General features: G+C 68.9%; 11 protein-coding genes. 3 read left to right on the top strand and 8 right to left on the bottom strand.

Annotated features, from left to right (window positions below; all coding sequences use genetic code 11):
* The 3 genes from cydB to cydC are packed head-to-tail and all read left to right on the top strand — an operon-like array spanning nt 1 to nt 4347.
* Nucleotides 1–1041 (top strand): cytochrome d ubiquinol oxidase subunit II, encoded by a 1041-nt coding sequence (gene cydB, locus AC5Y6X_RS09950; protein ID WP_324677807.1) that lies wholly within the window; start codon nt 1–3, stop codon nt 1039–1041.
* Nucleotides 1042–1097: 56 nt separating this feature from the next.
* Entirely contained in the window at nt 1098–2720 is a 1623-nt protein-coding gene (gene cydD / locus AC5Y6X_RS09945) for a thiol reductant ABC exporter subunit CydD (protein ID WP_499986493.1), read from the top strand.
* Complete coding sequence (gene cydC / locus AC5Y6X_RS09940) at nt 2707–4347, top strand: thiol reductant ABC exporter subunit CydC (protein ID WP_499986226.1); 1641 nt, start codon at nt 2707–2709, stop codon at nt 4345–4347. Before cydD ends, cydC begins: the two co-directional genes overlap by 14 nt.
* A 148-nt stretch (nt 4348–4495) precedes the next feature.
* Here cydC and AC5Y6X_RS09935 read toward each other — a convergent pair whose 3' ends face one another.
* The 8 genes from AC5Y6X_RS09935 to trpB form a co-directional block, all read right to left on the bottom strand.
* A complete protein-coding gene (locus AC5Y6X_RS09935) occupies nt 4496–5914 on the bottom strand; it encodes a bifunctional lysylphosphatidylglycerol flippase/synthetase MprF (protein ID WP_499986222.1) in 1419 nt (472 codons plus the stop codon).
* Nucleotides 5915–6058: 144 nt separating this feature from the next.
* On the bottom strand, nt 6059–6934 hold the full coding sequence (locus AC5Y6X_RS09930) for an acyl-CoA thioesterase II (RefSeq protein WP_499986221.1): 876 nt from the start codon (nt 6932–6934) through the stop codon (nt 6059–6061).
* Between the two features lie 35 nt (nt 6935–6969).
* Complete coding sequence (gene pyk, locus AC5Y6X_RS09925) at nt 6970–8388, bottom strand: pyruvate kinase (RefSeq protein WP_499986220.1); 1419 nt, start codon at nt 8386–8388, stop codon at nt 6970–6972.
* 47 nt (nt 8389–8435) lie between these two features.
* Nucleotides 8436–8873, bottom strand: coding sequence for a DUF2752 domain-containing protein (locus tag AC5Y6X_RS09920; RefSeq protein ID WP_499986218.1), 438 nt, complete (start codon nt 8871–8873; stop codon nt 8436–8438).
* Nucleotides 8863–9243, bottom strand: coding sequence for a TM2 domain-containing protein (locus tag AC5Y6X_RS09915; RefSeq protein ID WP_499986217.1), 381 nt, complete (start codon nt 9241–9243; stop codon nt 8863–8865). Before AC5Y6X_RS09915 ends, AC5Y6X_RS09920 begins: the two co-directional genes overlap by 11 nt.
* Before the next feature lie 70 nt (nt 9244–9313).
* Entirely contained in the window at nt 9314–11128 is a 1815-nt protein-coding gene (locus tag AC5Y6X_RS09910; RefSeq protein WP_499986216.1) for a prolipoprotein diacylglyceryl transferase, read from the bottom strand.
* Complete coding sequence (gene trpA / locus AC5Y6X_RS09905; RefSeq protein WP_499986215.1) at nt 11125–11937, bottom strand: tryptophan synthase subunit alpha; 813 nt, start codon at nt 11935–11937, stop codon at nt 11125–11127. Before trpA ends, AC5Y6X_RS09910 begins: the two co-directional genes overlap by 4 nt.
* A complete protein-coding gene (gene trpB / locus AC5Y6X_RS09900; protein ID WP_499986211.1) occupies nt 11934–13208 on the bottom strand; it encodes a tryptophan synthase subunit beta in 1275 nt (424 codons plus the stop codon). Before trpB ends, trpA begins: the two co-directional genes overlap by 4 nt.
* Between the last annotated feature and the right edge of the window lie 60 nt (nt 13209–13268).

Raw genomic sequence — 13268 nt, 5'->3', positions numbered from 1 at the left:
GTGCAACTGCAAGAGGTGTGGTTCGGCATCATCGGGCTGCTGTTCCTCGGTTTCTTCATCTTGGAGGGCTTCGACTTCGGCGTCGGCATGTTGATGGAGCCGCTCGCCCGGCTCGGCTCGGGCGACCGGGAGATCAACCGACGCGCCACGCTCAACACCATCGGGCCGGTGTGGGACGGCAACGAGGTCTGGCTGATCACCGGCGGCGCGGCGATGTTCGCCGCGTTCCCCGGCTGGTACGCCACGGTGTTCTCGACGCTGTACCTGCCGCTGCTGGCCATCCTGTTCGGCATGATCCTGCGCGCCGTGGCGATCGAATGGCGCGGCAAGGTCGACGACTCGAAATGGCGCGGCTGGGCCGATTTCGGGATCGCGGCCGGATCCTGGCTACCCGGTGTGCTGTGGGGGGTGGCATTCGCCATCCTGGTCCGCGGGCTGCCGGTGGACGGCGCCGGCCACATCCGCCCGTCGATCACCGATATCCTCAACGCCTACACCCTGCTGGGTGGCCTGGCCACCGCGGGACTGTTCCTGCTCTACGGCGCGGTGTTCATCGCTTTGAAGACGTCGGGCCCGCTGCGTGACGACGCGCACCGATCGGCGGTGCGGCTATCGCTTCCGGTGACCGGACTGGTTGCGGCATTTGGGCTTTGGACGCAGCTGGCGCACGGGAAGGGCTGGACCTGGGTGGTGCTGGGGGTCGCGGTCGTGGCGCAGCTCGCCGCGGTGCTGCTGGTGTGGCGTCGCGTGTCGGACGGGTGGGCATTTGCGTGCACCGCGTTGGTCGTCGCGGCCGTGGTGGTGCTGCTGTTCGGCGTCCTGTATCCGAACCTCGTGCCCTCGACGCTCAACGACCAATGGAACGTGACGATCTACAACGCCTCGTCGACCCCGTACACCCTCAAGATCATGACGTGGGTGACCGCCTTCATGGCCCCGCTGACGGTCGTGTATCAGGCGTGGACGTATTGGGTGTTCCGGCAACGGATCTCGGCCGAGCAGATCCCGCCGCCCATCGGTCTGGCGAGGCGCGCGTCCTGAGCGCACAGGGCTCCCGCGCGCCGCTGGACCCGAGACTGTGGCGGGCGTCGACCGCGCTGCGCCGGTTCCTGGCGGCCGCGGTGGGGTGCGGGGTGGTGATCTCCGGCTGCGCGATCGGCTCGGCGATTGTGCTGGCGGGCATCGTCGCACGCGTGATCACCGATCCCTCGGCGCGAGGCCTGCGCGGCTGGCTGGGGCCGCTGTCGATCCTGTTGGCGCTGTGGGCCGTCCGCACCGTGACGCACTGGCTGCAGGCGCGGCTGGGCCAGCGGGGAGCCAGCGCGGTGATCGCCGATCTCAACGGGCAGGTGCTGGCGGCGGTGACCGCCCGGCAGCCTCAGGAGCTCGCCGCGCAGCGTGATGCCGCCGCGGTTGTGGTCACCCGCGGCCTCGACGGCCTGCGGCCCTATTTCACCGGCTACCTGCCCACCCTGCTGCTCGCCGCGATCCTGACCCCGGCCACCGTCGCCGTCATCGCCCTCTACGACCTGAAATCGACGCTCGTCGTGGTGATCACCCTGCCGCTGATCCCGATTTTCATGGTGCTGATCGGGCGGGCAACGGCCGAGCGGTCGGCGGCCGCGCTGACCGCGATGACGACCCTGCAGGGGCGGCTGCTGGATCTGATCGCCGGCATCCCCACGCTGCGAGCGCTGGGCCGCGCCTCGGGCCCCGAACACCGGATCGCCGAACTCGCTGCCGCGCACCGGCGCTCGGCGATGGCGACGCTGCGGATCGCCTTCCTGTCGGCGCTGGTGCTCGAATTGCTGGCCACCCTGGGCGTGGCGCTGATCGCGGTCGGCATCGGCCTTCGCCTGGTGTTCGGCGAAATGACCCTGGCCACCGGCCTGACCGTCCTGCTGCTGGCCCCCGACGTGTATTGGCCGCTGCGTCGCATCGGGGTGGAATTCCATGCCGCCCAAGACGGTAGAGCCGCCGCCGACAGGGCGTTCGACCTCATCGGCGAACCGACCGCGCCCGTGGTGCGCACCGGGACGGTAACCGCACGGGGCGCACAGATACGGCTCGAGAAGCTCAGCGTGGCCGGCCGAGACGGCCACTCGCCGTGCGATCTCTCCGCGGTGATCGAGCCCGGTCGGGTGACGGTGCTGACCGGACGCAATGGCGCGGGAAAGACCACCACCCTGCAGGCGATCGCCGGGCTCGCCGTCCCGTCGTCGGGCCGGGTCACGGTGGCCGGGGTCGACGTCGCCGACCTCGAGCCCGCCGGATGGTGGCGGCAACTGTCCTGGCTGCCGCAGCGTCCGGTGCTGATCCCCGGCACCGTCGGCGACAACCTGCGCCTGCTCGGCGGCCTCGGCGATCCGCGAGACCTCGAAAGTGCCTGCGCCGCCTCCGGATTCGATGCGGTGCTGGCCGAGCTGCCCGACGGGCTGGACACCGTGCTCGGGCGCGGCGGCGTCGGCCTGTCCCTGGGACAGCGGCAGCGGCTGGGCCTCGCCCGGGCGCTCGGATCGCCGGCCCCGGTGCTGCTGCTCGACGAGCCGACCGCGCACCTGGACGCCGACACCGAGGACCGGGTGCTGCGCGCCATCGTCGGGCGCGCCCGCGCCGGTGCGACCGTCGTGGTCGTCGGGCATCGCGCGCCCGTCGTGGCGATCGGTGACCAACTCGTCGAGGTGGTCTCGGACGCTCAGGTGCGTTATGCGCCGGCCTGACCCGCTGCTGGCCGCCGCCGGCCTGTTGCGGCCCCGGCTGCCGCGGCTGGTGGCTGCCGTCGCGCTGGGCGTGCTGTCGCTGGGCAGCGCGCTGGCGCTGGCCGGGATTTCGGCGTGGCTGATCACGCGGGCGTGGCAGATGCCGCCCGTGCTGGACCTGTCGGTCGCGGTCGTCCTGGTGCGCACGTTCGCGATTTCGCGGGGCGTGCTGCACTACTGCGAGCGACTGGCCACCCACGACACCGCGCTGCGCGCCGCCGGCACCGCGCGGGCACGGATCTACCACCGGCTGGCCCACGGGCCGGCTTCGGCCGCCGTTCGGTTGCCCAGCGGTGAGTTGGTGGCGCGGGTGGGCGCCGACGTCGACGAACTGGCCGACGTCCTGGTCCGTGCCCTGGTCCCGATGTGTGTCGCGGCGGTGCTGGGGCTGGCGGCGACCGTTGCCATCGCGGTCATCTCGCCGCCGGCCGCCGCGGTGTTGGCGATCTGCCTGTTGATCGCCGGCGTGGTGGCACCCCGGCTCGCGGGAAGAGCCGCCGCCACCCGGGAAGAGGTTGCCCGGCAGCATCATTCGGAGCGCGACACGTCGGCGATGATCGCCCTCGAACACGCGCCCGAGCTTCGTGTCGCCGGCGTGCTCCCCGACGTCATCGCCGAATCGCAACGCCGCCAGCATTCCTGGGGTGACGCGCTCGACGCCGCCGCCCGGCCGGCCGCCATCGCCGAGGCGGTGCCCACCGCCGCGGTCGGGGCCAGCGTGCTCGGCGCGGTGGTGGCCGGGATCGGGATGGCGGCCACCGTCGCGCCCACCACGCTGGCGGTGCTGATGTTGTTGCCGCTGTCCGCGTTCGAGGCGATGACTCCCCTGCCGGCCGCCGCCGTTCAGTTGACCCGGTCGCGGATCGCCGCGCGTCGCCTGCTCGGCCTGGCCCCGGCCGTCCGCCCGGCGCGGCCCACGAAGGCCCCGCCATCACCCGTCGGCGCCGGGCGGTTGTCCGCCGACGTGTGTTCCGGTCACGCGGATTCGGCGCGGTCGCCCCGGGTGAGGGTGGATCTGCCGCCCGGCGCGCGACTGGCGATCACCGGCCCCAGCGGTTCGGGCAAGACGACGCTGCTGATGACGCTCGCCGGGCTGCTGCCCGCATTGCAGGGCGAGGTGACGCTGGACGGCGTCGGCCTGTGCCTGTTCGGTGAAGACGAATTGCACTGTGCCGTCACATTTTTCGCCGAGGACGCGCACATCTTCGCCACCACCGTCCGGGACAACCTGCTGGTTGCCCGCGGCGACTGCCGCGACGACGAACTGGAGGCGGCGCTGGGGGCGGTCGGGCTCGGCGACTGGCTCGCCGGCTTGCCCGAGGGCCTGTCCACGGTGCTCACCGGTGGCGCGCAAGCGGTTTCGGCGGGCCAGCGCAGGAGGCTGCTGCTGGCGCGGGCCGTGCTCTCACCCGCCCGCATCGTGCTGCTCGACGAGCCCACCGAGCACCTCGACGCGGCCGACGCCGAACGGGTTGTGCGCGACCTGCTGATTCAGGGCCACGGGCTGATGCCCGGCGACCGGACGGTGGTGGTGGCCACCCATCACCTGCCCAGCGACGTTGGCTGTCCCGAGATACGGCTCGGCTAGCCGGAGTTCGAGTGTGAATCCTTGGCTTCGGGGGTGAATCGTGGGCGGGAAAATCGCCGAAATCCCGCCGTAGGTTCACACTCAAAGCCGTCAGCTCACACTCAAAGCCGTGGGCTCACATTGAAAGCCCGAAAACCAATACGCGGAATCAGGCGTGATGCGCCAACCGCTCGGAGTGCCGCCGCCGCGGCATGAACTCCAGCGTGAGCAACACGAACACCAGCGGAACCAACTGCGTCATCGATACCAGCGCGTAGCGCCGGGCGTCCATCGCGTGGAACTTGCGCACGTACCGGTACAACGACTCGAGCGCAATCAACGGGTCCAGCACATGGATCAGCCGGTAGAAGATGCGCTTGGGCCAACCGCGATTCTTGTCCTCGAAGATCTCCGGGAAGGCCGCGAACGACAGCGATACCCGTTGCGCGCCAGCCTCTTTGCCGGCCATGATCATGTCGACGCTGAGCCGTTCGTCGATCCCGTTGGGGGCGCCGCGGCGACGCCACGGCACGTCGAGGCTGATGTCGCGGCCGCCGCCGGCCGTCGCATACCGGTGGAAGCCCTGAACTTTCCCGGCGGCGTCCCTGGCGATGATCAGCCGGATTCCGGGGAACCGGCCCTCCAGCACCCCGTCCAGGTTCATGTAGAAGCCGCGATCGGTATGCGCGCCGCTGGGCGATGCGCGCACCACGTCGCAAAGTTCTTCCAGCAGCTTGTCGTCCAGTGCCTGCTCGTCCACGATCTCGGTGGTGATGCCGAAGTTGTGCGTCCGCTGCACGGCCTGACGCAGGTTGCGGAACTTGCGCCCGACCATCTCGAAGTTGGACACGTCGACGACGACATCGCGGCCGATCGGCACCGCTCGCAGCGATTGTCCGATGACCGTGCGGTCGGTCCACAATTCGAGGCGCCGTTCGCTGCAACCCACCACTGCGATCCGCCAGCCGTGGGCGCGACACATCGCGGCGAAGTCCGCTACCAGTTCGGGGAATCGCGCCTCGTCGCCGATCGGGTCCCCGCCGACGGCCGCGAACCCCAGCCGGGTCCGGTACGCCAGCGCCGCGGTGCCGTCCGCGGTGAAGTGGTAGCACCTGCCCGTCTGCATGGCGAACGGCGCCAACGGGTCATCGCTGGTGGCGTCGATCAGCGCCCACGCCCGGGGCAGGTCCTCGGGCCGCGGATGCGACGACATCGGCCACATCAGCACCAGACCCGAGCCGGCGATCAGCACGTCACCGAGCAGGTCGAAGGACAACACGTGCGAGCCCAGGCCCGCCAGCACGAAAAAAGCGGCGGCAGCCGCGTGCGTGGCCGTGACGGGGCGGCCCAGGAAGATGCCGCGTGCGATCAATGTCACAGCCGCCAGCACGGTGAGCGACCAGCCCAGCCGACCGGCGTAGTGCCACTCGGGGTTCTGGTGGTGGCGGGCGAGCACCGCGATCAGCCAGCACGTGGCGCACAGCAACGCCAAGGCGCCGACGCAGCGGGCCACGAGCGAATCGACGTGAACGACAACACGTTCGCGGGCGCGCAGTCTTGGGGCGACGTCCACCGGCGGGCCGTTCACATCTCACCTCCCGATGCGCTGACTTTCAGCTGGGCGGCTGGTTTGCCGCTGCTCCCATCGAATACCCGGCTGCTACGAACTTACGCCTGATCACGGCCGTTCAGAGGCCAAATCGGACGCATGTTCGCCTGTATCCTGTGGTGTCTATCGGCGCCGGGGCGCAAAGTATTTCAGCACGCCTTCCTGGACCACCGTCGCGACGACTTGGCCGGAGCGATCGAAGAAATGGCCGGTGCCCAGCCCGCGCGAATCCGCGGCCACCGGCGAAGACGTCGAATACAGCAGCCAGTCGTTGACGTTGACCTGCCGATGAAACCACACCGAGTGGTTGGCGGACGCCGCAAAGATTCGGTCAAAACCCCACGACAGCCCGTGGGTGGTGATGACCGAGTCCAGCACGGTGGTGTCCGAGGAGTACACCATCGTCGCGGTGTGCAACACCGGGTCGTCGGGCACCACACCGAGGGCCTTGACCCACACCCGGTTGTAGGAGAGCCGGTCGCCCTTGTCCCGCATCACCCAGGCCGGGTCGTTGGTGTAGCGCCATTCGATCGGCTGCAGGGCGTTGACGAAGTGCGGGACGGTCTCCTCGTAGCCGCGCAGCAGCTCGCCGATCGTCGGCTGGGTGTGCGGCTCCGCCACCGGCGGCGGTTCGACGGCGTGCTCGAGGCCGCGACCACCGGACATGTACGAAATCATCGCCGAGGACAGCAGCGTGCCGTCCTGCACCGCGTCGACGCGCCGGTTGGCGAAGCGCCGCTCGTCGCGCAGCGCGACGACGTGGAATTCGATGTCCTTGGCGGTGTCGCCACCGTTGATGAAGTGCACCGAAAGCGCGCTGGGGGGTAGGTCCTCGCGGATCAGCGTGCGGCTGCTCGCGACGAACGACTGCGCCATGAGCTGGCCGCCGAATGTGCGCATCGGGTTCTTGCTGGGGTGCGATCCGATGAACAGTTCATCGGAGATGCGGTTGAGGTCCAGTATCGACAGCAGTTCCTCGAAGTCGTTGCCAGCCGGCACAGGCCTGCTCTCCCCTGTCGATTGGGCGTCGCCGATCAGACGTCGTCCTCGCCGATCCGGTGCACATGGATCAGGTTGGTCGAGCCTACTGTGCCCGGCGGCGCGCCCGCGACGATGACCACCAGGTCGCCGCGCTTGTAGCGGCCCAGCTCGAGCAGCGACTTGTCGACCTGGCGGATCATGCCGTCGGTGGAGGTCATCATCGGGACGATGAACGTTTCCGTGCCCCAGGTCATGGCAAGCTGGCTGCGCACCTCGGGCCACGCGGTGAACGCGAGCAACGGCAGCGGGGTGTGCAGGCGCGCGAGTCGCTTGACGGTGTCGCCCGATTGGGTGAAGGCGACCAGGGCCTTGGCGTCGAGCCGCTCGCCGATGTCGCGGGCGGCGTAGGAGATCACCCCGCGCTTGGTGCGCGGCACGTGCGTCAACGGCGGGGCGGCGGTGGAATTCTCCTCGACCGCGCACACGATCCGCGACATCGTCCGCACGGCCGCCAGCGGGTACTTCCCCACCGCGGTCTCGCCGGACAGCATCAGCGCGTCGGCGCCGTCGAGCACCGCGTTGGCGACGTCGGAGGCCTCGGCCCGCGTCGGCCGCGAGTTCTCGATCATCGAGTCGAGCATCTGGGTCGCCACGATGACGGGTTTCGCGTTCTCCCTGGCGATCTGGATGGCCCGCTTCTGCACCAGCGGCACCTCTTCCAACGGCAGCTCGACACCCAGGTCGCCGCGGGCCACCATGATGGCGTCGAACGCCAGCACGATGGCTTCGAGATTGTCGACGGCCTCCGGCTTTTCGAGCTTGGCGATCACCGGTACCCGGCGGCCGATCCGGTCCATCACCTCGTGCACGAGCTCGACGTCGGACGGCGAGCGCACGAAGGACAGCGCGACGAGGTCGACGCCGAGGTTCAGCGCGAAGGTGAGATCCTCGACGTCCTTGTCCGACAACGCGGGCGCGGACACGTTCATGCCGGGCAGCGACATGCCCTTGTTGTTGCTCACCGGGCCGCCCTCGACGACGGTGCAGACCACGTCGTCGCCGTCGATGTCGTCGACCACGAGGCCGACCTTGCCGTCGTCGATCAGAATCCGGTCACCGACGACGGCGTCCTGGGCCAATTTCTTGTACGCGGTCGACACCCGGTCGTGGCTGCCCTCGCAGTCGGCGACGGTGATCCGGACCGTTTCGCCGTCGGCCCAGTAGGTGGGCCCGGTGGCGAAGCGCCCGAGGCGGATCTTGGGGCCCTGCAGGTCGGCCAGCAGGCCGACGGCGCGGCCGGTGGCGTCCGAGGCGTTGCGCACCCGGTCGTAGGCGGCTTTGTGATCGGCGTAGTCGCCGTGGCTGAAGTTCATTCGGGCGACGTCCATTCCGGCCTCGACGAGCGCCAGGATCATCTCGTCCGAGTCGGTGGCGGGGCCAAGGGTGCAGACGATCTTCCCGCGTCTACTCACGGCGACCCAGCATAGTCGTGCTCTTCGTCATCCGGATGACTCGGCGCTCACCCGCTGAGAAGCGTCGGGACCAGCGGAAATCCGGGCACGTTACGCGTCACCGTCCACGCCGCCGCGGCGACTGTGAACGTCACCACCGCCGGCAGCGACAGCCACGGCCGGCCGTGGCGCCGCCGCAGCACCATCAATCCGGCCAGCACCGGGATGCCGACCAGCAGGAAGAGGTTGTCGTTGATGGCGGCCACCAGATCGCCGTGCAGCAGGTCGTGTGTCATCCGCAGCCCACCGCAGAACGGGCAATTCCAGCCGGTCAGCCACTTGAACGGGCACAGGGGATATGGCGAATGCGCGTGGTGCGGGTCGACGAAACCCACGTAGCCCAGCGCGCCGGCCAGCAGCACACCGGTCCCGCCCGAAACGTAGAGGCGACGACGGCGGTGCTCATGGCACTGCCCCGACGCAAGGTTTGACGGATCAGGTGCCATCGCGCAGCGGGCGGCCCTGCGGGTCGGGGACCTTGTCGGTCAGTATCAAGATCGCGTCGACGATGCTCCAAATCAGCCCGATCCCGCAGGTGAACCAGCCCACCAGCAGCTGCGCGACGCCCACGCCGATGTCGCCGATGTAGAAGCGCCCGATCCCGCCGATGCCGACCAGACTGAGCAGCTGCAGGAGACCCGCGATGGTCTTCGACTTGTCCGAGAGCGGTTGCCCGGTCACCGGATGGCGGCCGAACGGAGCGGCCGGGTCGTAGTAGGGCGCGGGATATTGCGGATACGGCGGTGGAGGGCCGGGCGGGGGCGGCTGCTGAGGCGGCTGATGGCCTGCAGCGTCGTGCGACGACGGGTCTGTCACGTTTTCAGCATGCCAGACCGATGGCGTTTCCGCCCCGGCCGCGAGCGATGGATTTTGAGTTACCCGACGGCTATCGGCCCCGTCGGCCCCTCAACCGGAAGCTCAAGCGGCGCCTTATTGCGCCGCCGATGGCGGGCGTCGTCGTGTCGTCAGGAGTTTCCTCGGCGGCCTTGGGTTGTGCCGCCTCTTCCGCGATGTCCGACTCCGCAGACGACTCGGCTTGCGGCTCTTCAACTTTCGGCTCGGCGGCTTCGGACTCGGGTTCAAGCTCTTCGGCTTGAGTCACGACGGCTTCTGCCTCCGCGGCCTCGGGCCCCGAAGGTTCAGCCTCTACGACCTCCGCGACAGCCTCCTCCGCCTGCGCGACTTCAGGTTCAGCGGTCTCGGACTCGGCGGCTAAAACCTCCTGCGCCTCGGGCTCTTCGGCCTCCGGCTCTTCGACTTCTTCGGCCTCTGGCTCTTCAACTTCAGCCTCTTCGGTTTCAGCCTCTTCAGCTTCGACCTCGGCAACCTCAGCCTCACGTCCTTCGGCTTCAGCCTCTTCTTCGGCGCCAGCCTCTTTCGCGGCTTCACCTACTTCGGCTTCGGGCTCTTCAGGCTCCGCCTCTTCACCTTTGGCCTCTTCGGCTTCAGCCTCAGCCTCTTCCGCTTCGGGCTCCGCGGGTTCAGGTTCTTCACCTTCGGCCAAGACGGCTTCTACTTCTGCCGCCTCGGGCTCCGCAGCCTCAGCCTCTTCTGCCTCAGGCTCAACGGCCTCCGCCTGCGCGACTTCTGCCTCGGCCCTTTCAGGCTCCGCGGCGACAACGGTTTCAGGCTCTTCGGCCGCGGTCTCCACGACCTCCGGCTCCGCGACCTCCGCCGGTTTCGACCGTCTACGCGGAATCAGCCTCTTCGCCGTCTTACCCGCCGCCATAACCCCAGCCACCGCGGCCGCCCCCACAACCGAAACGCCGGTTACCGGCTCGGGTTCCGGCTTTCGCTCTGGCTCACCTTCCGGCAATGGCTCGCCAACAACATCCGCGGTGCCGCGCAGGCTGGCGGGATCCTCTCGGCCCTTCGGCGCCAGAACGAGGTAAACCACGGCCCCGATGAACACGAACGTCGATGTGAACGAATTGATCCGGATCCCCGCGATGTGCGTGGCCGTGTCGTCACGCAGCAACTCGACGCCGAAGCGTCCGATGCAGTAGCCCGCCACGTAAATCGCGAACAACCGCCCGTGGCCCAGCGTGAAGCGCCGGTCGAGATAGATCAGCGCGACGAAAACCAGGACATTCCAAATCAACTCGTACAGAAACGTCGGCTGCACGACCAGCGCCAGCTGCCCGGTCGACACGCCGTCGAGCGAGTGCGGATCGATGTAGCCCGCCGGATCTCGCCGGTAGAAGATCTCCAGGCCCCACGGCAGCGTCGTTTCCCGGCCGTAGAGCTCCTGATTGAAGTAATTCCCGAGCCGACCGATGGCCTGCGCCAAAATGATTCCGGGAGCGATCGCGTCTCCGAAGGCCGGCAGCGGAATCCCGCGACGCCGGCACGCGATCCACGCCCCGACTCCACCGAGAGCCACCGCACCCCAGATGCCCAGGCCGCCGTCCCAGATGCGCAGCGCCGCAGCGAGTCCCGCACCGCTGGGGCCGAAGTAGGTTCGCCAATCGGTGGCGAGGTGATAGAGCCTGCCACCAATCAAACCGAAAGGCACCGCCCACAGCGCGATGTCATAGATCACCCCGCGCTCGCCGCCGCGCGCCTCCCAGCGCCGGTCGCCGATCACCAGGCCGACCACGATGCCGGCGATGATGAACAGCGCGTAGGCGCGAATGGGCACCGGCCCCAGGTACCAGACGCCCCGCGGCGGGCTGGGGAAATACGTGGGCAACATCGTCATGGCGCGGAAACCCCCTGTCGCACACCGGCGGCCAGTTCCTCTGTCAGGGCGCGCAGCCGCGGCAAACCGTCGCCCAGCGCCGACACCAACGCCGAACCGACGATCACACCATCGGCATAACTTCCGATCTGCGCGGCCTGCTCTCCCGATCGCACCCCCAGGCCGACGCCGACGGGTATGTCGGACACCGCCCTGACCCTGCTCACCAATTCGGGTGCGGCCTGCGACACCGCGTCGCGCGCCCCGGTCACGCCCATCGTCGATGCCGCGTAGACGAATCCGCGCGATGCCTCGACCGTGCTCACCAACCGCTGCGGCGTCGACGACGGTGCCACGAGGAATATGCGATCGAGGCGGTGCTCCTCGGACGCCGCGATCCACTCCCGGGCTTCCTCGGGTATCAGGTCGGGGGTGATCAGGCCGTGCCCGCCGGCCGACGCCAGGTCCCGGGCGAACGCGTCAACCCCGTAGCGCAGCACCGGATTCCAGTAGGTCATCACCACCGCGCGCCCGCCGGCCGAGCTGATCGCCTCGACCGCGGCCAGCGTGTCGCGGACCCGCACGCCCCCGCGCAGCGCGGCCTCGGTGGCCCTGGCGATGGTCGGACCGTCCATCCCGGGATCCGAATATGGCACCCCCACTTCGATGAGGTCGCAACCGGATTCGACCAGCGCGGTCATCGCGTCCACGGAAGTCGGCACGTCCGGATAACCGGTGGGCAGATATCCGATCAGCGCCGCCCGGTTGTCGCCGCGGCAGGCCTCGAACAGCGGTCCCAGCCTGCTCGCTTCGCTTTGCTCCACCGTCATTTCGTGCCCACGTCGCCCAACAGCCCGAACCACTTTGCGGCGGTCTCGACGTCCTTGTCGCCGCGCCCCGACAAGTTCACCACGATGATGGCGCCGGCCCCCAGCTCGACGCCGAGCTTGAGCGCACCGGCGACCGCGTGCGCGGATTCGATGGCCGGGATGATGCCCTCCGCGCGGCACAGCAGGCCGAACGCCTCCATCGCCTCGGAGTCGGTGATGGGCTGGTACTCGGCGCGTCCGGTCTCCCTCAGCCACGCGTGTTCGGGACCCACCCCCGGGTAGTCCAGACCCGCTGAGATCGAATGGGATTCGATGGTCTGGCCGTCCTCGTCCTGCAGCAGGTAGGAAAACGATCCCTGGAACGCGCCCGGTGAGCCTCCGGTGAATGTCGCTGCGTGCCTGCCGGTCTCGACACCGTCGCCTGCCGCCTCGTATCCGATCAGGCGTACGCCGGGATCGTCGAGAAACGCGTGGAAGATCCCGATGGCGTTGGATCCCCCGCCCACGCAGGCCACGACCGCGTCGGGCAACCGACCCGCCTGCGACTGAATCTGCGCGCGCGTCTCGAGGCCGATGATCCGCTGAAAATCGCGAACCATGGTGGGAAACGGGTGCGGACCGGCCGCGGTTCCGAAGCAGTAGTAGGTGCTCTCGGCGTTGGTGACCCAGTCCCGGAACGCCTCGTTGATCGCGTCCTTGAGCGTCTGCGAACCGGTCTCGACCGACACCACCTCGGCGCCCAGCAGCCGCATCCGCGCCACGTTGAGGGCCTGGCGCTCGGTGTCGACGGCGCCCATGTAGATCACGCACTGCAGGCCGAGCAACGCGCACGCGGTGGCCGTGGCCACCCCGTGTTGACCGGCGCCCGTCTCCGCGATCACCCGGGTCTTGCCCATCCTCTTGGCCAGCAGGGCCTGACCGAGCACGTTGTTGATCTTGTGAGAACCGGTGTGGTTCAGGTCTTCTCGCTTCAGGAAAATCCGCGCCGAGCCGGCGTGCTCACCCAGGCGGGTCGCCTCGTACAGCGGCGACGGTCGTCCCGCATAGTTCGCCAGCAGGCTGTCCAGGGTGTCCAGGAAATCCGGGTTGACGCGCTCCTTTTCGTAGGCGGCGGTGACCTCTTCGATCACCGCCATCAGCGCCTCGGCCACATAACGGCCGCCGTAGCCACGGGGGCCGCCGAAATGACCACCCTGGTCTGGGTCGTGCCGGGTGGGTTCTGCGATGGCCGCACTCGGAAGCGGAAGGTCCGGGCGGGATAGCTCTACCATCACCAAGGCTCAACGCGCGGGCGGCTCATTTGGGTTCAATGTTTCCGGGGCTCTTCGGTC

This window comes from Mycobacterium sp. NGS26 (assembly GCF_059813025.1).
The sequence above is the reverse complement of the archived record's forward strand: the minus strand, read 5'-3'. Positions and strand labels throughout refer to the sequence as shown.